General features: G+C 43.0%; 21 protein-coding genes, 1 tRNA gene and 1 other annotated feature. Of the genes, 10 read left to right on the top strand and 12 right to left on the bottom strand.

Annotated features, from left to right (window positions below; all coding sequences use genetic code 11):
- The first annotated feature begins 158 nt into the window (after window positions 1–158).
- Both H6G41_RS10365 and H6G41_RS10360 read left to right on the top strand, forming a co-directional pair.
- A complete protein-coding gene (locus tag H6G41_RS10365) occupies window positions 159–1,565 on the top strand; it encodes an efflux RND transporter periplasmic adaptor subunit (RefSeq protein ID WP_190746111.1) in 1,407 nt (468 codons plus the stop codon).
- A gap of 23 nt (window positions 1,566–1,588) precedes the next feature.
- Window positions 1,589–4,831, top strand: coding sequence for an efflux RND transporter permease subunit (locus tag H6G41_RS10360; protein ID WP_190746110.1), 3,243 nt, complete (start codon window positions 1,589–1,591; stop codon window positions 4,829–4,831).
- Between the two features lie 160 nt (window positions 4,832–4,991).
- On the opposite strand, the gene H6G41_RS10355 is transcribed toward H6G41_RS10360, so the two are convergent.
- Window positions 4,992–5,939, bottom strand: coding sequence for a glycosyltransferase family 2 protein (locus H6G41_RS10355; RefSeq protein WP_190746109.1), 948 nt, complete (start codon window positions 5,937–5,939; stop codon window positions 4,992–4,994).
- Window positions 5,940–6,223: 284 nt separating this feature from the next.
- On the opposite strand from H6G41_RS10355, the gene rplS reads away from it, so the two are divergent.
- The 8 genes from rplS (at window position 6,224) to rplL (ending at window position 10,487) form a co-directional block, all read left to right on the top strand.
- Window positions 6,224–6,586, top strand: a complete 363-nt coding sequence (rplS, locus tag H6G41_RS10350) for a 50S ribosomal protein L19 (RefSeq protein ID WP_190633811.1) — start codon at window positions 6,224–6,226, stop codon at window positions 6,584–6,586.
- 162 nt (window positions 6,587–6,748) lie between these two features.
- Window positions 6,749–6,821 (top strand) — tRNA-Trp (locus H6G41_RS10345).
- A 189-nt stretch (window positions 6,822–7,010) separates the two neighbouring features.
- Window positions 7,011–7,232 (top strand): preprotein translocase subunit SecE, encoded by a 222-nt coding sequence (gene secE, locus H6G41_RS10340; RefSeq protein WP_096598575.1) that lies wholly within the window; start codon window positions 7,011–7,013, stop codon window positions 7,230–7,232.
- Window positions 7,232–7,864 (top strand): transcription termination/antitermination protein NusG, encoded by a 633-nt coding sequence (gene nusG, locus H6G41_RS10335; RefSeq protein WP_096646274.1) that lies wholly within the window; start codon window positions 7,232–7,234, stop codon window positions 7,862–7,864. The genes secE and nusG overlap by 1 nt, the downstream gene beginning before the upstream one ends.
- Before the next feature lie 6 nt (window positions 7,865–7,870).
- Window positions 7,871–8,296: a 50S ribosomal protein L11 gene (gene rplK / locus H6G41_RS10330; RefSeq protein ID WP_190746108.1), complete on the top strand. Its 426-nt coding sequence runs from the start codon at window positions 7,871–7,873 to the stop codon at window positions 8,294–8,296.
- 114 nt (window positions 8,297–8,410) lie between these two features.
- A complete protein-coding gene (rplA, locus tag H6G41_RS10325) occupies window positions 8,411–9,127 on the top strand; it encodes a 50S ribosomal protein L1 (RefSeq protein WP_190746153.1) in 717 nt (238 codons plus the stop codon).
- A 56-nt stretch (window positions 9,128–9,183) separates the two neighbouring features.
- Window positions 9,184–9,352: a sequence feature (ribosomal protein L10 leader region), on the top strand.
- 62 nt (window positions 9,353–9,414) lie between these two features.
- Entirely contained in the window at window positions 9,415–9,966 is a 552-nt protein-coding gene (rplJ, locus tag H6G41_RS10320; protein WP_190746107.1) for a 50S ribosomal protein L10, read from the top strand.
- A 128-nt stretch (window positions 9,967–10,094) separates the two neighbouring features.
- A complete protein-coding gene (gene rplL / locus H6G41_RS10315; RefSeq protein WP_190544063.1) occupies window positions 10,095–10,487 on the top strand; it encodes a 50S ribosomal protein L7/L12 in 393 nt (130 codons plus the stop codon).
- Window positions 10,488–10,549: 62 nt separating this feature from the next.
- Here rplL and H6G41_RS10310 read toward each other — a convergent pair whose 3' ends face one another.
- The 11 genes from H6G41_RS10310 to H6G41_RS10260 all read right to left on the bottom strand — a co-directional run bounded on the left by H6G41_RS10310 (window position 10,550) and on the right by H6G41_RS10260 (window position 23,275).
- On the bottom strand, window positions 10,550–11,305 hold the full coding sequence (locus H6G41_RS10310; RefSeq protein ID WP_190746106.1) for a metallophosphatase: 756 nt from the start codon (window positions 11,303–11,305) through the stop codon (window positions 10,550–10,552).
- A 101-nt stretch (window positions 11,306–11,406) separates the two neighbouring features.
- Complete coding sequence (locus tag H6G41_RS10305) at window positions 11,407–12,219, bottom strand: metallophosphoesterase (RefSeq protein WP_190746105.1); 813 nt, start codon at window positions 12,217–12,219, stop codon at window positions 11,407–11,409.
- Window positions 12,216–12,986 carry a GTP-binding protein gene (locus tag H6G41_RS10300; RefSeq protein ID WP_190746104.1) on the bottom strand — a complete coding sequence of 257 codons (771 nt, stop codon included), beginning with the start codon at window positions 12,984–12,986 and terminating at the stop codon, window positions 12,216–12,218. The genes H6G41_RS10305 and H6G41_RS10300 overlap by 4 nt, the downstream gene beginning before the upstream one ends.
- A gap of 36 nt (window positions 12,987–13,022) precedes the next feature.
- Window positions 13,023–14,264 (bottom strand): FAD/NAD(P)-binding protein, encoded by a 1,242-nt coding sequence (locus H6G41_RS10295; RefSeq protein ID WP_190746103.1) that lies wholly within the window; start codon window positions 14,262–14,264, stop codon window positions 13,023–13,025.
- A 209-nt stretch (window positions 14,265–14,473) separates the two neighbouring features.
- Window positions 14,474–15,121 (bottom strand): GTP cyclohydrolase I FolE, encoded by a 648-nt coding sequence (folE, locus tag H6G41_RS10290; protein WP_190746102.1) that lies wholly within the window; start codon window positions 15,119–15,121, stop codon window positions 14,474–14,476.
- Between the two features lie 87 nt (window positions 15,122–15,208).
- On the bottom strand, window positions 15,209–16,258 hold the full coding sequence (locus tag H6G41_RS10285) for a GTP-binding protein (protein WP_190746101.1): 1,050 nt from the start codon (window positions 16,256–16,258) through the stop codon (window positions 15,209–15,211).
- Between the two features lie 293 nt (window positions 16,259–16,551).
- Window positions 16,552–19,167 carry a chloride channel protein gene (locus H6G41_RS10280; RefSeq protein WP_190746100.1) on the bottom strand — a complete coding sequence of 872 codons (2,616 nt, stop codon included), beginning with the start codon at window positions 19,165–19,167 and terminating at the stop codon, window positions 16,552–16,554.
- 135 nt (window positions 19,168–19,302) lie between these two features.
- The gene (locus tag H6G41_RS10275; protein WP_190746099.1) at window positions 19,303–20,703 is read right to left on the bottom strand and encodes a collagen-like protein; all 1,401 of its coding nucleotides are present in this window, start codon (window positions 20,701–20,703) and stop codon (window positions 19,303–19,305) included.
- A gap of 180 nt (window positions 20,704–20,883) precedes the next feature.
- Window positions 20,884–21,291, bottom strand: a complete 408-nt coding sequence (locus H6G41_RS10270; protein ID WP_190746098.1) for a hypothetical protein — start codon at window positions 21,289–21,291, stop codon at window positions 20,884–20,886.
- A 68-nt stretch (window positions 21,292–21,359) separates the two neighbouring features.
- Window positions 21,360–22,646 carry an NAD(P)/FAD-dependent oxidoreductase gene (locus tag H6G41_RS10265; protein WP_190746097.1) on the bottom strand — a complete coding sequence of 429 codons (1,287 nt, stop codon included), beginning with the start codon at window positions 22,644–22,646 and terminating at the stop codon, window positions 21,360–21,362.
- A gap of 86 nt (window positions 22,647–22,732) precedes the next feature.
- Window positions 22,733–23,275, bottom strand: a complete 543-nt coding sequence (locus tag H6G41_RS10260) for a DUF6174 domain-containing protein (protein ID WP_190746096.1) — start codon at window positions 23,273–23,275, stop codon at window positions 22,733–22,735.
- Window positions 23,276–23,289 lie beyond the last annotated feature (14 nt).

Genomic DNA, 23,289 nt, shown 5'->3' with positions numbered 1-23,289 from the left:
GCTGATTCAATGCAAATTTACAAAGAATTGGTGACAGCAGTACAGCAAAGAGAATTTATCTGCTTTTGTCTTTGTAGACGGCTGTTTTCAGCCAGCGCCGCCCTGTGAGGAAATCAATGATTTTTTTGGACGGAAATAAGCCGCACAAACTCTTTAACATGCCAAATACTATAGCTGCATCCCAAATAATTAACTCTCGGTTACATCACAAAACTCATCAAGAACATAAGCAAAGATCTAGGTTAGTTATCGCTTGCTTCCTGGGCTTGAGCTTGATGACAACGAGTTGTGCTTCATCTCCTAAAGAATCAGCCGATGCTCAATCTCAAGGGCCTGGTGCAGGTAGACAAGGGGGTGGGGCTACACCTGTAGATGTAGCGATCGCCCGCACAGAAAGTCTGCAAACACAACCAGAGTATACTGGTAGTACCATTCCCTACCGTACAGTGTCACTGCGATCGCAAGTTGAAGGGCGATTATTAGGCTTAAATGTCGATGTTGGCGATCGAGTTAGACAAGGGCAAAACATCGGACAATTAGATGATGTCCTGCTGTTAACAGACCTCAAGCAAGCAGAAGCAGAATTAGCCTCCCTGGAATCAGAAGTAGCTAGAGCTACAAATCAAGTAAGTAATGCCCGCGCCCAAGTAGAAAGTGCTAGGTTGCAATTAGTACAAGCTCAAGCCGATTCCCAACGCCAACAGCAACTAGTTGAACAAGGCGCGATCGCCGAGCAAACAGCCCAACAAGCCCGCACCGAAGCCCAAACAGCCGCCCAAGCCTTACGGTCTGCCACCGAGCAAGTACGCACTGAACAGCAAGCAGTCGCCGCCGCCCAAGGTCGAGTAACTGCCCAAAAAGCTGTAGTTGCCCAGGCTAAGGAACGCCGTTCCTATACCCGCATAACATCTCCCATCACTGGTGTAATTACTGAGAAAGTGACAGAACCAGGTAACCTACTGCAAGCAGGCGGCGAAGTATTAAAAATTGCCGACTTTAATCGTGTCAAAGTCATCGTCCAAGTTTCCGAATTAGAACTTGCACAAATCCGGGTTGGGCAATCTGTAGAAGTTAGTTTAGATGCCTTTCCCGACCAAACATTAGTGGGGAGAGTCGCCCGCATTTCCCCCGCAGCGGATGCGACAGCTAGGTTAATCCCGGTAGAAGTAGTCATTCCCAACAGCGAAAGCAAAATTGGTAGTGGATTGTTAGCAAGAGTTAATTTTGCTACTCAAGCCGCACAGCGAGTAGTAGTACCGCAAACAGCAATTCAGAAAGTCGCTAGAAATCAAGCTGCTTCCCAAGCCACAGTAAGTAAACAAGAGTCTGATGAGCAAACAGGTACTTTGTTTATCATTACAAATACTGAAGGGAAAGCCAAAGTAACAGCCCGTTCTGTCACTCTCGGAAAAAGGGCTGATGCGAAAGTCGAAATTTTATCTGGGTTACAACCAGGAGAAAGCTATGTTGTGCGCAGTGGGAGACCACTAAAAGATGGGGACGCCGTGCGTCTTTCAATTATTTCAGAAAAATCTCAGTCAACCCCGAAAGGGAATAAACAGTAATTTTTGAATAATCAAACAGAAAGATGCAACAGGTCAAACAAAGTAGCGGTTTTAGTATCAGCGCTATCTCCATCCGCCAACACATTGGCACACTCATGCTTACCCTGGCAGTGATAGTTTTAGGTGTATTTTTTATCATCAAGCTGCCAGTAGATTTACTACCATCAATTACCTATCCTCGGATTGGGGTGCGGATACAAGCTCCCGGTGTTTCTCCAGAAGTCGCGGTTGATGAAGTCACCAAGCCCCTAGAAGAAGCCTTTTCCGCCACAGAGGGAGTATTACAGGTTTTTTCCCAAACTCGTGAGGGACAAGTCAGCTTAGATTTGTTCTTCCAACCGGGGGGAAATATTGACCAAGCCTTGAATGATGCAACAGCAGCTTTTAACAGAGCCAGAAGCACCTTACCGGATACCATTGAAGAACCGCGCTTATTTAAAGTCGATCCTTCTCAATTACCAGTGTATGAGTTGGCGTTAACCTCACCATCCTTAGCGGGTGTGGATTTGCGGGTTTTCGCCGAAGAAGAATTAGCTCGCGAACTCGGTGTAGTTCCCGGAGTCGCCGGGGTAGATGTATCGGGGGGCGTACAAGAAGAAGTTAGGGTGAATATTGATTTAGACAGGTTACAAGCCTTAGGTGTAGGTTTAACCGATGTCTTAGATGAGCTGAGAGACCGTAACGTCGATGTCTCTGGCGGTCGGATTTTAGGGCAAAATTCCGAACCCTTAACCCGGACTGTGGGAAGGTTCAAAAATGCTCAGGAACTGAGAAATTTATCTTTTGAGGTAGCTTCAAATCCGGCTAACTCAGCCAGCAATTCCCAAACCACAATTCCAGCACGCCGCGTTTACTTGCGGGACTTTGCCGAAATTATTGATGGCTCAGAACTACAACGGGTTTATGTTCTTTTGAATGGGGAAGAAGCGGTTAAAGTCAGTATTCAAAAGCAACCAGATGCGAATACCATTGACGTTGTTGATGGTGTGAAAAAACGTTTAGAAGAACTGCGCCAATCTGGGGTGATTCCCGAAGGGACAATTTTGACATCTACCCTAGATGAATCGCGGTTTATCCGTAATTCTATTTCCAATGTTACCAGTTCTGGTTTGATCGGGACAGCATTGGCTGCGATCGCAGTTTTACTCTTTCTTGGTTCCCTCAGACAAACATTTATCATCGTCATTGCTATTCCCCTAGCTACTCTCGCCGCAATTATCTTAATGGGAATCTTTGGTTTATCCCTCAACGTTTTTAGTTTAGGTGGTTTAGCCCTTGGTGTCGGTATTGTCGTCGATAACTCCATCGTTATGTTGGAGAACATCGCCGAAGGTGCGGGAATGACTCCGGGTAAAGATAACAAAACCCGCTTAAGTCAAAGTCAACTCATTTCCCAAGCCGAACAAAGTAGCCAAGAAGTAGAATCAGCCCTGATTGCTTCCACCAGTACCAACTTAGTGGCGGTGTTACCGTTTTTGCTCATCGGTGGCTTTATCGCCTTACTATTCAATGAATTAATTCTCACCATTAGCTTTTCCGTCGCCGCTTCAATTTTAATCGCCATTACCGTTGTCCCCATGCTCTCTTCGCGGATGTTGGGATGGCGATTTTCCAGTAGATTGAGCGAATTTTGGCTACTCAAACAATTTAACCGCAGATTTGATGCAGCTACAGGCGGATATGCTCGGTTTTTAGCGGGTATATTGCGCTGGCGGTTAGTTGCAGTCGCTTTAGCACTGCTGTTTTTTGGTGGTGGTAGTTTGTGGATGGCTCCACAAATTCCCCAAGAAATTCTCCCCCGCATCAACACCGGACAAGCCAACTTAAATGCTCAATTTCCCCCCGGTACTCCTCTAGAAACCAATCAAAAAGTCATGAATGCGGTGAACAAAATTCTCCACAGTCAACCAGAAACCGAATATGTATTCACCACAATTGGAGGTGCGCTCTTTGGTAACACTACTAATGCTAATCCCCTACGCGGTACTAGTAACATTACCCTCAAACCGGGTACTAATGTAGAAGCTTTTGTAGAAAGAGTTACCCAGCAATTTAACAAGCTGAATTTAGTTGGAATTCGCCTGCGCCTTTCCCCCGGTCAAGTCCGAGGTTTAATTCTCAACAACTCACCTATCAGAGGTGCTGACATTGATTTAATTCTTCAGGGAAATAACACAGAAACCTTAGAACAAGCTGGTCGTCAAGTATTAGCCGCCTTAGAAGAGCAAGCCACCCTTGCAAGATTTCGTCCTGATGCAGACGACCGTCAACCAGAAATTCAAATTCTTCCCGACTGGGAACGAGTCGCAGCTTTAGGACTGACAACTCAAGACATTGGCGACACCATTCAAACAGCCCTTGAAGGTAGCGTACCCACTCAACTACAACGCGGTAACCGCTTAGTAGATGTTCGCGTACAGTTAAATGAAACATCAGTACAAGCACCTTCCCAATTAGAAAGGCTACCTTTATTTGTCGATAATAATCGCCAAATTCGCTTGCGAGATGTTGCCAAAATCGTAGAAGCTCAAGCACCTGGAGAAGTACAACGCATTAATCAACGTCAGGTATTCTTAATAGCCGGAAACTTAGCCGAAGGAGCTAGCCTAAGTGACGCTCTTGCCCAAGTTAATACTGTAGTCGATAGCATAGATTTACCTGAGGGCGTTAGTTTATTACCAAGTACAGCTGCTGAATCTAATCGACAACTTCAAAGTTCATTACAGCTATTAGGCGGATTAGCTAGCTTTTTAGTATTTGTGGTGATGGCGGTACAATACAATTCTCTCATTGACCCGTTAGTAATTATGTTTACCATTCCCTTAGCGTTAGCTGGGGGTATTTTCGGACTTTACATCACCAAAACAGCCATTGGTGCGACTGTGATAGTAGGTGCTGTGTTGCTAGTAGGTATTGTAGTTAACAACGCCATCATCATGGTAGAACTAGCAAACCAAATACTCGAACGGGAAGAAGTTGACCGCAAAACAGCAATTTTAAAAGCAGCACCCCAACGCTTGCGTCCAGTATTAATGACAACAATTACCACCGTCTTGGGTATGTTTCCCCTAGCCTTAGGCATTGGCGAAGGTTCAGAATTTTTGCAACCATTAGGAGTAGTAGTATTTTCTGGTTTGTCTTTAGCAACAGTATTGACCCTGTTTATCATTCCCTGCTTCTATACACTACTCCACGATATTCTTGATTGGCGCTGGACAAAACCAATTATCATGCGGTTGCGTTTATTGCGGAAAAAATTCTCCTAAATCTCACTAATTGCTAATATTCTCTCTGCGCGCTCTGCGTCCTCTGCGGTTCAAATAATTGATTTAACCACAGAGGACACAGCGAAAAGACAGAGACACAGAGGTAAGAAGTTAGCCAAGACAGCCATTATCAGAAAATCTCTCTTCTCACACCTAGCCCCTAGCCCCTAGTCCCTAACACCAACTTTTGCAAACGAGAATTAGAACGATTTAAACGCCGCGATACGACAGCAGTTAACAACATCCACCAAGCCATAGGCGAAAAAATCGCTGGATATACCATCGAGAAAAATACCTTTAGCTGTCTCTGCTTCAAAGCCACGATAGACCAATGTAGTATGAGATAATTTTTCGTATTCTCCAGCTTAGGTACATGGGAGCGATGCTTTTGATCGATGAAAGCATAAATCTTTTCTTTCATCAAAATATTTGTCTCTAAGCGTTTAAACAGAGAAAATTTTTGATTATAAGCACCAGGCCAAATTGTCCGGTAAGCAAGACTTTGATTTAGGAATATAGCATCGCCAAACTGCGCAATCCGAATCCAAGAATCAATGTCATCACAATTCGCATCAAGTTGAGAATCCCAGCCACCAGATTGTAAAAACGCATTCCGCGAGCAAGCTACTTGCACTGGTGTACCAAAAGGTACCAATTCCAAAAGCATACCGTAATGAATATCAGCTTGGGGAATAGATAAAGCTAACCCTGTACCAAATTTTGGGGTACGGCTAATTTCTACACCATTACTATCTACTTGAGCCGCAATACAAGAACAAATAACTGCTGTAGGATGGAGTGAAATAGCCTTTGCCATTTCTTCTAGACAATTAGGCGCGAGATAATCATCATCATCTAAAAACTTGATCCATTCGCCGCTAGCTTTTTCCACACCAGCATTTACCGTTGCTGCATGACCTTGATTTACTGTATTCCGATGATAAACAATAGAGTTACCTAAGCTTTTAACATAATTTTCAGTTTCATCAGAGGAGCAGTCATCAGCAACCACAACCTCACAAGGAATAGTTTGGTTGAGAGCTGATGCAATGGCTCGTTTGAGTAAATTTAAGCGATTATAAGTAGTTATAACGACACTAAATTTCATAATTTTGTCAATAATTAATAGTCAGTGGTCAGTGGTCAGTAGAAGAAATATCACTACTAATATCTTGCTTATTCGTCATTTCCTCACTTTGTCAATCGCTTAATTACGAGTAAAACCATGTAACTTATATCACTTTTGTATAATTTAATCAGTTATAACATTTATGTAATAATTGTTATCTGTACTATTAACAAAAGAAAAAATCATCCATTGCCAACTACTGGACTCTCAGGCTGGAATAGATTTATGATTGATGATCGTGAGTTTTTTAAAGCAGATAGGCAATGAACGCTCAAGAAATCATCCGTTCCATTGAAGGGGAACAGCTAAAATCTAATCTGCCCGATATTTATGTGGGCGATACAGTTAAAGTCGGTGTCAAGATTAAAGAAGGCGAGAAATACCGCGTCCAACCTTATGAAGGCGTAGTCATTGCCAAACGTAATGGTGGTATCAACGAGACAATTACAGTCCGTCGGGTATTTCAAGGGGTAGGCGTTGAGCGGGTATTCCTGCTACATTCTCCCCGGATTGATAGTATTAAAGTCATGCGCCGTGGTAAAGTACGTCGTGCTAAACTTTACTATCTCCGTCAACGTGTTGGTAAAGCCACTCGGATCAAGCAACGCTTCGATCGCGCTTTGTAATTTATAATTACGAAGTATACGAAGTATGGGAGAAGTGAGCATCAAAAAGCGGCATCTGCCGCTCACTTGCGTTCCAGATAAAAGTAAGGTATGATTAGATCCGGAATTGCGTTAAACTAAATAAATAAGTTCAACGCAATAACTGACTCAAAGACAGCTTGTGCGCTCTTAGTTCAGTTGGTAGAACGCAGGTCTCCAAAACCTGATGTCGGGGGTTCAAGTCCTCCAGGGCGCGCTCAAAAGCAAAAAACACAGCCCGAAATATCAATACAGCTGCTAATATAGCAGCTAGTAGTTGTGATTTCGGGTATAATTATTTTGCAGCTTTTTTGCTTCCAGATTTAAGTTGGGATTGACTCAAGCTGTAAACCTGAATCAAAATTAGTAGCTTCTAGCTCTAGAGACAACGGGGGGATAAACGGCTGTGGCCAAAAAAAATGAAGCGGAAATCCCAGAAAACACAAATGGGTCAGCCTTAGCTAACTTTTTTCAAGGAACCAAAGAAGAACTTGAGAAAGTTGTCTGGCCTAGTCGGAAACAACTGGTGAGCGAATCAGCAGCTGTTTTATTGATGGTGACATTATCCGCATCTTTGATCTATTTGGTCGATGGATTGTTTGGGTGGGCAGCAAAACAGGTGTTCTGATGACTTTTGCAACAGACGAACCACATGACCAGACGTTGCAGTCAGAGGAAGCCGCAGAAGCAGCGCTCAAAGAAGCACGGTGGTATGCGGTGCAAGTAGCCTCAGGCTGTGAAAAACGTGTCAAGACAAACTTGGAACAGCGCATTCAAACTTTTGATGTGGCTGATAAAATTATCCAAGTCGAGATTCCGCACACGCCAGCGGTGAAAATCCGTAAAGATGGCAGTCGCCAAACAACAGAGGAAAAAGTATTCCCTGGTTATGTATTGGTGCGTATGGTGATGAATGATGATACTTGGCAGGTAGTGCGCAACACTTCCCATGTAATTAATTTTGTGGGAGCAGAACAAAAACGCGGCACTGGTAAAGGTCGCGGTCACGTTAAGCCAGTACCCCTAGGTCATTCAGAAGTTGAGCGCATCTTCAAACAAACCAGCGAACAGGAGCCAGTTCTGAAAATTGATATGGCGACTGGTGATAAGATAGTTGTGCTTTCTGGGCCGTTTAAAGACTTTGAAGGCGAGGTGATTGAAGTTTCTCCCGAACGGAGTAAGCTCAAAGCCTTGCTATCGATTTTTGGACGAGATACACCAGTAGAGTTGGAATTTAATCAGGTAGAGAAACAGAGCTAAATAAAAATGGCAAAGAAAGTAGTAGCGGTCATTAAATTGGCCCTGAATGCTGGAAAAGCCAACCCAGCACCGCCAGTAGGCCCAGCTTTGGGTCAGCATGGCGTCAACATCATGATGTTCTGCAAAGAGTACAATGCCAAAACAGCAGACCAAGCTGGGATGGTAATTCCTGTAGAAATCTCGGTTTATGAAGACCGGAGTTTTACATTTGTACTTAAAACCCCACCCGCATCAGTACTAATTCGCAAGGCAGCGAAAATCGAGCGTGGCTCCAATGAACCCAACAAAAAGAAAGTTGGGAACATTACCAGAGCGCAATTACAAGAAATAGCTCAAACTAAACTACCCGACCTCAACGCCAACGATATCGAAGCGGCGATGAAGATTGTGGAAGGTACTGCCAAGAATATGGGCGTAACTATAGCAGACTAGTCATTAGTCATTGGTCATGAGTAGAAGAAAATACAACTGACAACTGACAACTGACAATTGACAAAAATTTATCGGGGGAGAGGCGAAGCTTCGGAAGTACCCCAGGAGAGAAGAATGGGAAAAAAAATATCACGGCGCTTGCAGGCATTGCAAGACAAAGTAGAAGATAGAGATTACGCACCTTTAGAGGCGCTAGCGCTGCTGAAAGAAACAGCAACAGCAAAATTTCCCGAAGCTGCGGAAGCGCACATTCGCTTAGGGATAGATCCAAAGTATACAGACCAACAATTGCGGACAACTGTAGCACTGCCCAAAGGTACAGGACAAGAAGTACGTGTGGCAGTAATTGCTAGGGGTGAAAAAGTTAACGAAGCAAGTACTGCTGGTGCGGATGTCGTTGGTTCAGAAGAGCTGATTGACGAGATCCAAAAAGGCAGAATGGACTTTGACAAGCTAATTGCGACACCAGATGTCATGCCACAGGTAGCGAAGCTGGGTAAATTGCTTGGGCCTAGAGGCTTGATGCCATCACCCAAAGGTGGTACCGTGACATTTGATGTAGCCAGTGCGATCGCAGAATTCAAAGCTGGTAAATTAGAATTCCGGGCTGACAGAACAGGCATCGTCCATGTTATGTTTGGTAAGGCATCGTTCTCGCCAGAAGATTTGTTAGTCAACCTGAAGGCGTTGCAAGAGACAATTGACCGTAACCGTCCTTCAGGAGCCAAAGGTCGTTATTGGCGCACAGTGTATGTGTCTTCCACAATGGGGCCCTCTATTAAAGTCGATATCGGTGCCCTACGGGATTTGAAACTGACCGAAGCAGCATAATAGGGTCTAGAGATTAGGGGCTAGGAAATCAAAGCCCAATGCCCAATGCGCAATGCCCAATTAAATAAACACAGCCAAAGACAGCAGGGGCCTAAGGCTTAATATCCTGCCGAGGTTGCAGCTCTAAATTGCCTCAAGTACCGCTAGTGATAGTGTGATGACTATGGCAGCAAGAGACTTGCTAATAAACCCCGGCTGTCACAGCTGGGGTTTATTGTTTCGGTTGGTCAAAACAAAACGCAAAAGTAGGGAAAATCGATGATTTTGCCTTAGGAGGTGAAATAAAGATGGGTAGAACGCTAGAAAATAAACAAGAAATAGTAGCTGACCTCAAAGAAACTTTGAGTCAGTCAACTCTGGCACTGGTAATTAATTATCAGGGGTTAACTGTTGCTGAAATCACAGACTTACGGCGGCGGCTGCGTCCCAGCGGTACTGTGTGTAAGGTGACAAAGAACACCCTGATGGGTATTGCCATTCAAGATCAAGAGCAATGGCAACCACTGTCAGAACTGCTCAATGGGTCTTCTGCCTTTTTGCTAGTTAAAGAAGATTTCTCTTCAGCGATTAAGGCTTACCAAGATTTCCAAAAAGCCACCAAGAAGACAGAACTTCGTGGTGGTGTAATGGAAGGTCGCTTGCTGAAAGAACCTGATGTTAAGGCTCTAGGAGACTTGCCATCTAAGGAACAACTCATGGGTCAAATTGCTGGAGCCATCAACGCTTTGGCTACCAAGATTGCTGTGGGTATCAACGAAGTTCCTGGTTCACTGGCGCGTGCATTGCAAGCAGTTGCTGATGCAGAGAAAGGCGATAGTGCCGATAGTGCTGGCGAATAGACAGTCAACACTTCGACTGCACTCAGTGCGTCGCAGTCACAGTCCAAAGTAAAGTGGTTTTTAACTATTGACCATTGACTATTGACTATTGACAAATAACTAAATCAAACATCATAGGAGTTATATCGATGTCTGCTACAACCGATAACATTTTAGAACAGTTGAAATCTTTGACCTTGCTAGAAGCTGCTGAATTAGTTAAGCAAATCGAAGAAGCTTTTGGCGTCAGTGCAGCTGCACCTGCTGGCGGTATGATGATGATGGCAGCTCCTGGTGCTGCACCTGCTGCTGAAGCAGTTGAAGAGAAGACCGAATTTGACGTAATTCTCGAATCTGTACCTGCTGACAAGAAGATTGCTGTACTGAAGATTGTTCGTGAAATCACTGGTTTAGGTTTGAAAGAAGCCAAAGATTTGGTGGAAGCTGCACCCAAGCCGGTTAAGGAAGGTATTGCTAAGGAAGCTGCTGAAGATGCTAAGAAGCGCATCGAAGAAGCTGGCGGTAAGGTAACTGTGAAGTAATCAAGTTTTCAAAACCTGTTGTTGATTGAGGAGCCACAAGTTGGCTCCTTTTTTTATGGGGGTTAATGTGCACTACCTTTTGTAGTGTGAAAAGTTCTATCAAACCCCTTACTAACACCATAGCGGATAGTTTTAAATTCCACGATGTTGGTGCTGGAATTGTAGAGAGTGTAGATGGCTTTCCCTGGATTGCGTCCGACATTACCTACACCTATAACTTGGCTGGGGGTAATGTTGACAGTTTGGGAAACAGGGGAATTATCAAGGGTAGTAACCCCTGTGGTGATGGAACCTGCTTGTAACTCGTATTGAAAAGCTAAACCAGAACGACCACAGAATAAATTATGGGCTTGTATTCGTGACAGGCGATCGCACATTACAATCGGAGAAGTATCTGGTGTCAATTCCTCCTCTACAGATACCGTTGTTCCGTGAATTAGCAAACAATCCAGTTCAAAAAAACCAAAATCCAAGTTTCTCATCCATTGAATAGTTTGGCGAGAAACACTATCCCAAAGTAATTTGGCTGTATCTCCACCATATTTAGCCATTAACTCCGTAGGTTCTCCCGTCCCAGCCAAACCATGCAAAATCAAACATTGTTCCTCCCACCATCCCTTACAAACCAGAGGTGCTAACTCACCACGGCGAGGTTTACGCACCCGTTCTACCAACTGTTCCGATTCTGCTGTCGGCCCGACTAAATCACCCAGAATATACAACGCCTCTATTAACCGACTTTGACGTTTAATATCAGCCATCACAGCCTCATAAGCCGCCAAATTACCCTCAATTCCACTCAAAATAGCCCATTTCATACAATTTTAGATTTTAGATTTTAGATTTTAAATTACTTGTCCCCCTTGTCCTCCTTCCCTTGTCCTCCTTCCCTTGTCCCCCTTCCCTTCCCTTATCCCCCTCACCGCGTACACACATGGGTCGGGTCGTCAGCTCGTTCCGCAAACTCTAAACCCCGCGCTAAACGCCAAGCAAAAATTGCTGGTAACCCTTTTTCAATAATCGCCGCACAAGTTTTTTGATAATCGTAAGGGACTTCACGCAAGATTACGGCTTGAGTATCTGTGTCATAAATTATATAAGTTGCATTGGGTCGCCCATGTCTTGGTTCTCCTACTGAACCAACATTAATAATTCGTTTTAAGGATGTATTAAAACTCTTGTCTTGGGCTTTTTCGCCTTCAGTTTGGACGCAAATTTGTAATTTACCTGCATCCAAATTGCGGATATAAGGGACATGAGTATGACCGCAAAATAGCACATCTGCATTGACAGATAGTACCCTTTCTAACGCCACAAAAGCATCAAGTTCTGGTAATAAATATTCATGATTACTGTGAGGACTCCCATGTACAAAAACTAGGTTTTCGTAACGCAAACTGTAAGGTAATTGGGCAAGAAATTCGCGGTTTTCTGGATGAATTTCTTTGTTAGTCCACTCATGAGCTAAATGTCCGCGTTTCTCAGCTAATAATGAGGGATAACTGCACTCACAAGCGTTCAAGCCTTCCACAATATCGTCATCCCAACAACCAGCACAAGTGGGAATATCTAAAGAACGAATTTGTGCTACAACTGCATTTGGATGGGGGCCATATCCGACTAAATCACCAACACAATAAATTTGCTCAACTTTGTGTTTTTCTATATCTAATAAAACAGCATCTAAGGCTTCATAGTTACCATGAATACATGATATTACCGCTATTTTCACGCTTCTATTTCCTCTGCCAGTAATTGTTTAGTTTGTTCTTGGTAATTTAAAATTGCCATGTCAGATAGACAGCAATCTCCCAATGTTTGAGCTACAGTACCTTCATCTAAGTCTTGAGCAAAAACTTCTATCCCACTAAAACGTTGTGGTCTCCCTTCTAAATGACGAGGTAAGTCTAATTCTAGAAAATCTTTTGTGGAAACATCAGCAACATAATCTGCATATAAATACCGCCCATCTGCAATATTAAAAATGCCTTTTGCACGGGTGACTTGACCATAAGCACCATGTGTCAGTTCATACCAAAACTCTTCTAAACTGCTTTCATCCAAAACTTCGCCAGTGCTTGACGCGCGCCAGAGTCTAGCTTGTGTTGCAGTATTGGAGATATTTGTTCCTGGTATAATTTTGTTAGCCCATTCATGCCATTCTGAATCTTGTAGGTTTGGGGGTAGAATTGCGATCGCCTGATAATGTAAATTATCTAAAATCTGGGTAACTGCGCTTAATTCCAAGTAAAACCCCAATTCTAGATAAACCGCATCAGCTAAGACTAGTTGATTCAAAAACTCAACTCTTTCGCTATCATTAAAAACCTTCACCGTGGGAAATTCAGCCGCAAGGCGAGTTTGATCTATTGGAACAGCCCCCGTACCTGGACTAAAATACAATACTTTGTCTCTCTGTTGTAATCTCAACTGTTGCTCAATCCAAGTGGTTTTTCCACAGCCAACAGGCCCAGCAACAACGGTAATTAAAGGTATCATACCAGAATGATAATCGTTTTTATTGGTTTAAAAAAATTAAGCACTTTTCAAGTGAGACAGCGCCAGACTCGGCTTGACAATTGCGGGAACAATCTTTTCACTCGCCATTCTTGCGCCTGACAAATTTCTCGCGGTTGGGCCTACTTGTAAAGCTGCTAACCCACCCATGATAAATAATTCTGAACCGGGAATACGCAAATATTCATCTAAAACTGGTAAACCCTTAACTATCGGAGTTGGATAAGCTTGCAAAACTTCTTGTAATAATGGCTCAGATGTAGCATCAAAGTGAGTACCAGTAGAAAGCCAAATTCTACTATATTCTTGCTGACTACCATCACTACATTTAACTAGCCAATTCTCACCCAACCACTCAGCTTTAACTACTTGACAATTTTCATCAAGTTTGAGGTTACCATGACGCACCTGTCGCCGCAATTGCATTCCCATTGCTGGTGTCATAGAACCACCATTACGCGCTTGTTTAATCATGGTAAAGCGCTGTGCATAATCTGGTTCTGCAAAAAATCCCTTGAGATACTTCGGCCCTAACCACCCTGGTTCCGCATCAAATAATTTTTCTTGTAACTGTCTGCGCATCATTAAATCAACTTTTGCACCACGGGAAATTGCACCCACGGCTAAATGTCCGCTGGTTAAACCACCACCAATAATTAAGACTTTCTCTCCCATGAAGCGTAATTTACGTAAATCTACGGTTTGGGAATGACAAAGCCTATCTTGAGGATACAATTGCTCAATTTCCTTCACCCAGTCGGGGAAGTTTAATTTAGCGGTACCTGTTGCTAATACTACCCGTCGCGCCACAATTGATTGTCCATTTTGCAACCACAAACGCAAGCGGGGACGAATCAGATGACGCAGCGGTTCAATGCGCATCACCTTCAAAGGAATTACTTGGTGTGGTAAGGAAAAGCGGGAAATTACATCCTGACAAAAATCCCCAAATAACTTAGTTCCTGGTAAATCATAGGGAGGGAATAATTCACAAGGACGAGATTCTGCGAATTTCCGCAACGCGAAAGGATTGGGGTCAGGATGATGAACTGCGGGGGAACGTAAATGAGGAATTTCTAAAGCTGCAAATTGGCGTTCCCAATTAGTCATCCATGTACCACTAGGGTCAAATACCAAAAATTTACCCCTGATATTTTGGCGTTTTTGTAACAGGTGCGTTACCAACGTTAAAGCGTGAGGGCCAGCACCAATAATTGCTAGGTCAATTGTTTGGGGTATGGATGGTGGAGTATCTTGCATTTGTTTTTTTAAATTATGATAATGATTATCATAATAGTTTAAAGTAATTCATGATTGATGACGAGTTAAGGTCTTACAAGTAAAAAAATATTCCATGACTATTGTTGTACGGGCGGGTTTAACCGACATATCTGTTTTCGGTATGAAAATTTCACAAAACCCGCCCCTACAGTTTGTTGACAGTTCACAGTCAACAGTCAACAGTCAACTTAAAACTTCGGATTGTGTTGTACCAAATTCATAAATTCTTGACGAGTGCGAGGATCTTCTGCAAATACTCCGCGCATCGCACTGGTAACAGTCCAAGAACCAGGTTTTTGTACACCACGCATCACCATACACATGTGGGTTGCTTCGATTACCACTGCTACACCACGGGGTTGGAGTAAACCTTGTAATGCATCTGCAATTTGTAAAGTTAGACGTTCTTGAACTTGTAAACGGCGTGCATACATTTCACAAATACGGGCGATTTTTGATAATCCGATGACTTTACCATTAGGAATGTATGCTACATGGGCGCGACCAATTATTGGTAATATATGGTGTTCGCAAGAGCTAAAAATATCGATGTCTCTGACTAACACCATTTCGTTAGCATCTTCGGTAAACACTGCCCCATTTAACAGTTCATCTAAGGATTCATGATATCCTTTGGTGAGAAATTGTAAGGCTTTGACAACTCTTTTGGGCGTATCTTTTAACCCTTCACGGTCGGGATTTTCTCCTAAACCAATCAACAAGGTACGCACGGCTTGAATCATTTCTGATTCTGTAACATTGGGTAATTGCTGATTGCGTAAAGCTAGCATTTCTTGAGAAGCGGAGATTAGTTCGGGAGGAATTGATAAAGTCATTGTTGATAAATTGATTGCTGGTTGTTACAAAATTCTGATTTTCTTCCAGAACCCCGGATTCTTAAAGAAGTTGGGGTTCTAAAATGCTCACGCTAAACATGCATTTAGGAGAGAGTTAATGTGGCTCCTATCTAACTCTCTACCAATGACAACTAACTGATTTTTCGGTGGAGATGTCCATTCATCTGCATGTAATTGATAACGCGCTCCACTGAGTTGGAAAATATGCCTTAAGTCACTATCATTAAACCAAAGTAAACCTTTAGAGCGCAAAATATTTTCTGGTAGCTTTTCTGTGAGAAAATCTTCAAATTTGTGGACATCAAAGGGGCGATCGCTCTGAAAAGATATGGCTACAAATCCCTCATTTTCTATGTGGTGAGAGTGATGTTTGTGCTCGTGATGATGGTCGTCATGGTCGTCATGGTCGTGATGATGATGATGATGTTCGCTTTCGTCTACTAGTTGGGCAGTATACTCATTTACTGGCGTTAAATCAACATCTAAAATTAAGGGTAATGCTACTTCACCAAATTGAGTGTGTAGAATTCTGGCTTGGGGTTTTTGTTGCTTAATGTAAGCTTCTAAATCTTCTACCTTTTCTGTTGTTGCTAAGTCAGTTTTATTTAACAAAATAACATCGGCATAAGTAATTTGTTTTAATGCCGCATCGCTGTCATAATGTTCGGGGGTAAATGCCTCAGAATCTACTACGGTGATGATAGAATCTAGCTGCGTTAAATCTCTCAGTTCTGTACCTAAAAATGTCAGGATGATTGGCAGAGGATCGGCAATACCAGTAGTTTCAATTACTAGATAATCTATACGTTCTTCTCTTTCGAGAACGCGATAAACAGCATCAACTAATCCATCGTTAATGGTACAACAAATACAGCCGTTGCTCAGTTCTACCATATCTTCATCCATCGATACGAGCAACTGACTATCAATGTTAATATCACCAAATTCGTTAACCAGGACAGCTACTTTTAAATCGTGCTTATTTTTGAGAATTTGGTTAAGCAGCGTTGTTTTTCCACTACCGAGGAATCCTGTAATAATTGTAACTGGCATTCCTCGCTTAGGAATAGCAACTATTTCGGTGTCGGTTGCTATATTTGTGGCTATGTTAGTCATGGTTGCTGGTTAATGCTATAGGCTTTTTGATAACGATTATCATTCTACACAAAAATTCGCAATGTGCAACCAACAGTAGAATGTTGACGGTTAACGGGGAAGAAAGTTTTACGCAGTTCATGATAGGCTATTCTGTTTTTAAGTTGCACAATCCATCGTGAGGGTTGTTGACAGTTGACAGCCCTTATGAGTAGTTATGCAATTTAGACGCGCATTAGCTTAGCTATTTAGAGATATTTCTTGTGAAAAGGTGCAAGTGTCAGCCTGAAAGGCTCAAATTTACGCACTATGCACTAACTATTCACTGCACCTCGCACCAAAATTACTGTACTTTCTACACCAGAAGCGATCGCTTCGGGAATGTTACCTTGAATTGCTTGTTGTAGTAATCCTTCTCGCGAAGCACCTAAAACTACTACATCATAGCCTTCGGTTTTCACGAGGTTAATTACACCTTGGGAAACAGAATCAGCTTTAACTGGGGAAGCAACTACAGTACTAGATAACTTACGACGGCGAATTAGCTGACGAATAGCTTGTTCTAAAACTGTCATGTCTGGTGCTAACTCCGATGGTTTAAATACCCGCGTGAGGCGAATTTGCGGATCGTTCCCTAATGTCACCAAAGCGGGGAGTAATTTAATCGCCATCGTTGCATTGGGGCCGCCAGCCATTGGTACTAACCAACGGTTAAAAGTATACTGATGGTTGACTGTTGACTGTTGACCTAATTTGACTAAGACAACATCGCAGGTAGCTTGGCGAATAATAGTATCGACGACTGTGCCAAAAATCCGCCCTGGGGTAGATGTGTTACCTTTCCAACCCATCAAAATTAAATCAATGTGTCGTTCGTTGATTGTTTCTAAAATTGCTTGGGCGACATCGTGAGCAACACGAATTTGTGTATGTAGGGGAATTTTCCACTTTTTCGCTAAGACTTCGGCTTGTCTGAGTAAGCGGCGACTTTTTGCAGTTCTGACTTCGGTTTCTGTGGGCGAACTGTGGCGCGATACTAAGATAACTTGGACACACTCTATTTCATAATGGCGATCGCGGGCAATGGCTGCGGCCATTTGTAATAAAGTCCCGGCTGTTTCCGGATTTGCAACTGTAACTAATAATCTGCCTCTGCCAATATTGGGCGATCGCGTTTGATAAACTACATAAGAAGGTTCAGGTTGCGGCCCCATAGTCGCATTCTCGCAATTGAGATGGTCGGCTTCCGCGCGGATAATATCTGCACGGGTAATAATCCCAATGAGTTTTCGTCCTTCTACTACTGGTAAGCGGCTAATTTGATAGCGATCGAGTAAATACAACACGTTCCGCAGATTGTGTTGTGGTGTCACTGTGATTGGTTTGGGGGTCATCACTTCTCTAATCGCAGTATCGTTGGGTAAGTTGCGATCGCGGATTTTGAGTAAATCCGATTGGGTAATAATTCCGACTAATTTACCTTCTTCAACTACGGGAAAACCCCGATGGTGGGAACGAGAAAATGCTTGGATGGCTTCATCACTAGTCATTTCCACATCAAGAGTTTCTACTCGTTGTTGCATCACCTCGTTAGCTGTTAAGGTGGTCATGATGCCTTCGACAGGAACGTTTGCAGCTAAGGTAATACCGTTTAACTTTAAAAGTTTTTCATACAGCGAACCTGGTACAACCTTCTCTGCTACTAAGTAAGAAGTTACAGAGACGATCATCAAAGGTAGCACCAGGTTAAAATCTGTAGTCATTTCAAAGACAATCACAATTGCCGTAATTGGGACTTTAGAAACAGCGCTAAAAAATCCCCCCATTCCCGCTAAGGCGTAGGTCGTGTGTGAACCTCCGCCCAAAAGTTGGGACTCAAACACACCGATAATATGGCCTAAACAGGAACCCAAGATGAGGCTGGGCGCAAACAACCCTCCCGGCGCGCCAGAACCAAATGCTACCAAGGTGAGAACGAATTGGGAGACAAAGGCGATCGCCGCTAATAAAGCATTAGCTTGTCCAGTAATTAAATATTCTCTCAGCCCTGTATTATCACGGAAAGATGGTGGCAGCATTGCCACGACGCAGCCAGAGATAAAACCAGCTAAGGCGACTCGTAGCGGTAAACTGACATGTAATCTCCGGTAAATTTTAATACTAAAAACTAGACCTTGATTAAATAAGGCAGCTAATAACCCTGCTAAGACACCTAAAAGTAAGAAAAAGGGAATTTCCGGCAGGGAAAATTGACTAATGGATTCGGTTAAAGGCAAATTCAAATCTAGACTGCGTCCGCCCAACAACCGAGATATTACCCCACCAATAAACGAGGCAATAATAGCAGTACCGAGAGTGATTCCTGATAAATCTTGGAGTAACTCTTCGACAATAAACAATACACCAGCGATAGGCGCATTAAACGCAGCCGCCAAACCTGCACCCGCACCCGCAGCAATCATCTGTCGGCGGTGATCTGGGGAGGTGGGAACCCAACGACTCATACCGGCCGCCAAACCTGCACCGACATGAACAGTCGGGCCTTGTCGCCCTAAGGTGATCCCCGAACCTAAAGCAATAATGGCGCTGATTAACTTCACCGCCGCCACGCGCCAAGACAGCGTCATCGGTACATTAGCCAGGGTTGCCTTTACTTGGGGAATCCCACTCCCGGAAGCTTCCGGTGCTAAGCGCTGCACCAACCAGCCAGAGAGAAACCCAAAACCCATACCCACCAATGGTAAAGCCACCCATGCTGGTAACATTTGGGTACTATGGACTCGCCACGTACCCAACCATCCCGATCCCACTTTCAGAAATACCGCCGATAAGGCAGCAACAAGACCGATAACAGATGCTTCGGCGATCGCTAAACCTCTTCTTGGCTGCCACAGACTGCGAACGCGCTGAGTCAGAACAGGAAGCGACATACAAATCTAAATAAATAATTAATAACTAAAATCATAATTTAGATTTGGTAATATTTCTGAGCCATATATATAAAATATTTCAATAATTAGTCAGTGCTCGGTGGTCAGTTGTTAGTTGTCAACCGTCAACAAATCCTATCTTCTACGAATCTGACCTTGCCAATTAATGCTTTGCTTGGCTGAACGTCCTCCTAAGGAACGAGTGGCGACGACTTCAATATCAACGTTGACCCCAGGATTGAGGGCAGCTGCGGGAATTGGTAGTTTACCTAAGGCGAGAATAAAACGATTATAATCGCGAGTCACAAATTCGGCGGGGATATCGCCTTCATATACAGTGCGGAAATCAGATAAACCGGAAGAATTATCTTGTGCCCGGAATTTAACGCGAAACTGAGTTTGCAGGGCATGAGATTTGGCGGCTAAATCTACTATTTTTAAATTTAAATTTTGTTCTGCACCAGCAAATTCTGCTACTGCTAAACGTGTCACATCCTTTTTAGCAATTGCATTATTCACTGTAAAGGTAGTCAAGTTCGCCTCAGTTTTACTGCTACCGTCAACCCATAAATCTTCTGCAAAAATAACTTCAACTTGTTTATTATCATTTAAAGTCAAAGTGGCAACTTGATTAGCAAAGCTGGCGATTGGTTGCCTATCTTGCCAAACTAGTTGAAAAGTTCCTTCCAAGCGTTGGTCAAATTCTCGGTATTGATCCGCGATCGCCGAACCAGGCGCAAGTAAAGCAGTAGCCCCTGTCTTGATATTCCACTTATTCTTAGAAAGGTTGAATTGCTTTGTTGGCAATTCCGCAACTGCTACTTTTAAAGTGGGAGTATCACCAGCTAAGGATTCTTTACCTTTGATAATACTTAAAGTTCCTAAGCTACCTCTATTACCATCGCTACCATCATCGCCAGTACGCCCATCTTGACCGTCATGGCATCTATAGGTTTTTTCCGTACACTTGTAATCAGAGCTACCAGGAGTTCCCGTACAAGTTTTAATTTCCCATCTACGGCGGCGACAATTACAACCTTGACCGCCGTTAGCACCCCGCCCACCGCGTCCAGCTTCACCGCCAGTTGCACGGATAGAAATTTTGCGTAAATCTTCCAAGTTATTGTAATAGACAGTCAGGGAACCACCATTTCCCCCATCACCGCCTCTACCACCTCTACCACCATCACCGCCATCCGGTGCATGGATATCGTGGGATACATCATCTGGTTGATTACGACAGTAAGGGCGATCGCCTCGTTGACCGTCTTCACCATCCTCACCATTTTGACCTGATAAATCAAGATTGACAGGCGAACCATCCACAAAAATAGTTTGGTTTTCACCGTTGCGACCAGTTCTACCAGGTCGCCCATCGCTACCTTTACTACCATCTGTGCCATAATCTCTACCTGTTCTTTTGTAGTCGTCATAGGCAGATGCAGAACAGAAAACCGATCCAGAAGCAGGTAATAAGCTAGTAAATAGGCAGAATGTCAATAACAATGGCAGCTTATGTAATAAGGCCTTCTTCATTTCTATATATCTACAATATTGGTAACTATTTCTGTAAATGACGCTAATTTTCCGGATTTTGCTCCCGATGAGCCTGGTATGGAGAACGCGCTGAAACTTGTAGAGATGGGAAAACCTCGTACCGACAACTCACAATTGTATTTTTTGGCGTTTCTTTCAGTCAAATTCGTTTAATTGCTTTCAACTTTCACGAAAGATAATTATGTATGAATTACGCTTAACTTGAATAGACATATGTTTTTTATCGATAGAAAATATCTCCCGTTTATCGATATTGGGAAGCAGAGGAATTTTGTGGAAAATATCAGCAAATGGGGTTTTGAAGCTTAGGAAATCTGAACTTAAGGATGAATTGGGCTGGCGCTTATGCCTGAGATGCAATGTCCTATCTTTTAAATACCAGCGTCCCGTAAACTTTGAACCTAATATACCGAGGGCTGACATGGTAATTAAGTTTTGTCCTTTTACCGTTATTTCATAAGTAAAATCTTTCTTATATTCTTCATAATAGGAAAAACCTTCATATTCATATTGCCATTTACCAATGACTAATGATTCTATGTCTTTATTGGCATAATCATGGGTCATATTAATATAAATTGTTCATAGTTTTGCTACATCTAATCTAAAATGTATTAATTGCAAATGGCGAATTATCATGAGATTTGCGAGCGCGATCGCTTGACTTTGTTAATCCAACCCTGGCTCAGACTCAACACCTGGGAATAAGATAAATTTTCATCTTGTAGCAAATCGAATATAGATGGCGTCACCCACTGCGGAAACCATTTATGGAGGAGTTTACCCGTCATCAACCGGAAGATAAACTCAATTCTTAAAATTTTGGTGGGTGGTAACGAGTAATCAGACAATTCCCTCAATGCATGGGCTTCAGGAACTCGTTGCGCAGAAAAGGCAGGTAAAGCTTGCGCCCAATCATCTTGATACTGTGCCAAAAACTGCTCAAAAATTAGTACATCCTCTAAAGCAGCATTGCAGCCTTGCCCAATTGATGGGGATACTGCATGAGCCGCATCACCAATGACCAAAATACTATCGCCCTCATAAAAGCGATCGCAACTTACGGTTACCAACCGCGCCACCGGACGCTGTAATAAGGCTTCTGCCTCATCTAGTGACATTAATTGCCCCACAAGGGGAAATTTAGCTTTAAAAAATGCTAATACCTCCTCTTTACTAGATAATTCTGCTAGAGGATTTTGCTGGGCATCAAAAATAATCACTCCATTGAGGCGATCGCCTGGTTGGGGTACCATCATCATCCGAGTTTTGTTGAGATTCCATGCATGGAGTTTGTCGGCTTCCAACTCTAAACCCAGTGCCGGATTAAATCGCGGTAGCATTACTGTTTTATAGGCATCAGATACATAGCTTTGTTCGCAATGCAAACCTGCATCTTGGGCTAAATATTCTCGAATCCGCGATCGCGCCCCATCTGCTGCTACCAAGCGATCATAAGTTAGAGTAAAAGCCTCGCCCTGTGCTGGCTGCAACATCACAGTTTTAGCTTTCCGATCCACTTGCAAGCATTGACAACCAAATTTAACCTTGAGTTTTTCGCCAGAGTAGGTTTTAGTCAAATGCTCCAAGAGAATTGTCGCCAGACGATTGCGATCGATAGTGAGAATTGGTACTGAACGAGGGATCTCACGAGTTTTACCTGACTGGCGATACATTTTAGTTCCATTGCAGAATACGCTAGCAGCTGCGATCGCCTCTTCTAAACCTGCAATTGAGCGGATGGCTTTTCTCCCCCGTTCCTGAAGTGAGATGGGAAAAGTACGTTCTGGCGAACCATTCACCAAACCCGGATCGGAACGTTGCTCGTAAATTTCAACGTCATACTTGCCCCGACGCAACAAATAATGGGCAAGTAAAAGTCCAGCCGGGCCTGCTCCAATAATAACGATTTTTTGGAGCATATACTTTCCCCCTTACGCTTATTTCTCAAAATTAATCCTACTACTTTATTGTTACTATTAAGAGTGTTATTTGTGATTTCTTCTCATTATCTAATCGTTGTCAAGCTGCTCACCTCAACTTTGTGACCCACAAAGCCAACTAAGGTACAATAACCCCCAGACAATTGATTTTTCCAGTAATCAAAATATTGCCAGCGCTGTTCAGGCTTGAGTTTAAATTCAAATTTAATTGGATATCCATATTTATGATCGTAGTTAGCATCTATACCCACTGGCCCGTCGCAAGCGCAGCCATTGGGGCCGCATTTTTCCGCATTAACTGCCGATTCTATCTCTGTGAATAAATGGGTAATTGTTTTCAAAGGAATTGTTTGGCAAGTATTTTTCTTCACAGCAATTACTGTGTTATCTTTAATTTCTACCTCTTGCTGACAATTATGGTTAGGATAATTGAGAGTTACTTGATAATGATTAATACTTTGTGCTTCCCACTTTTTCCTAGCGGCTGTTAGTTCCTGGTTGGATGAATTCAAAAATAATGTCCGGTTAGCAAAAATTGCTATACCACTACCTAATAATAAGGCGATTGTGATTACCCATCCTAGATAAGGTTTATTGATATTAGACATAGTTTTTTATCTAT

It is taken from the genome of Tolypothrix sp. FACHB-123, assembly GCF_014697075.1.
GTDB lineage: Bacteria > Cyanobacteriota > Cyanobacteriia > Cyanobacteriales > Nostocaceae > Aulosira.
The sequence above is the reverse complement of the archived record's forward strand: the minus strand, read 5'-3'. Positions and strand labels throughout refer to the sequence as shown.

Coding starts and splice junctions, on each gene's coding strand:
- rplS (WP_190633811.1), top strand. CDS start 6,224: ATGAACGCTCAAGAAATCATCCGTTCCATTGAAGGGGAACAGCTAAAA.
- H6G41_RS10355 (WP_190746109.1), bottom strand. CDS start 5,939: ATGAAATTTAGTGTCGTTATAACTACTTATAATCGCTTAAATTTACTC.
- H6G41_RS10300 (WP_190746104.1), bottom strand. CDS start 12,986: ATGATACCTTTAATTACCGTTGTTGCTGGGCCTGTTGGCTGTGGAAAA.
- rplK (WP_190746108.1), top strand. CDS start 7,871: ATGGCAAAGAAAGTAGTAGCGGTCATTAAATTGGCCCTGAATGCTGGA.
- H6G41_RS10270 (WP_190746098.1), bottom strand. CDS start 21,291: ATGACCCATGATTATGCCAATAAAGACATAGAATCATTAGTCATTGGT.
- H6G41_RS10260 (WP_190746096.1), bottom strand. CDS start 23,275: ATGTCTAATATCAATAAACCTTATCTAGGATGGGTAATCACAATCGCC.
- H6G41_RS10285 (WP_190746101.1), bottom strand. CDS start 16,258: ATGACTAACATAGCCACAAATATAGCAACCGACACCGAAATAGTTGCT.
- H6G41_RS10265 (WP_190746097.1), bottom strand. CDS start 22,646: ATGCTCCAAAAAATCGTTATTATTGGAGCAGGCCCGGCTGGACTTTTA.
- H6G41_RS10360 (WP_190746110.1), top strand. CDS start 1,589: ATGCAACAGGTCAAACAAAGTAGCGGTTTTAGTATCAGCGCTATCTCC.
- rplL (WP_190544063.1), top strand. CDS start 10,095: ATGTCTGCTACAACCGATAACATTTTAGAACAGTTGAAATCTTTGACC.
- H6G41_RS10310 (WP_190746106.1), bottom strand. CDS start 11,305: ATGAAATGGGCTATTTTGAGTGGAATTGAGGGTAATTTGGCGGCTTAT.
- rplA (WP_190746153.1), top strand. CDS start 8,411: ATGGGAAAAAAAATATCACGGCGCTTGCAGGCATTGCAAGACAAAGTA.
- H6G41_RS10275 (WP_190746099.1), bottom strand. CDS start 20,703: ATGAAGAAGGCCTTATTACATAAGCTGCCATTGTTATTGACATTCTGC.
- H6G41_RS10280 (WP_190746100.1), bottom strand. CDS start 19,167: ATGTCGCTTCCTGTTCTGACTCAGCGCGTTCGCAGTCTGTGGCAGCCA.
- folE (WP_190746102.1), bottom strand. CDS start 15,121: ATGACTTTATCAATTCCTCCCGAACTAATCTCCGCTTCTCAAGAAATG.
- H6G41_RS10295 (WP_190746103.1), bottom strand. CDS start 14,264: ATGCAAGATACTCCACCATCCATACCCCAAACAATTGACCTAGCAATT.
- rplJ (WP_190746107.1), top strand. CDS start 9,415: ATGGGTAGAACGCTAGAAAATAAACAAGAAATAGTAGCTGACCTCAAA.
- nusG (WP_096646274.1), top strand. CDS start 7,232: ATGACTTTTGCAACAGACGAACCACATGACCAGACGTTGCAGTCAGAG.
- H6G41_RS10365 (WP_190746111.1), top strand. CDS start 159: ATGCCAAATACTATAGCTGCATCCCAAATAATTAACTCTCGGTTACAT.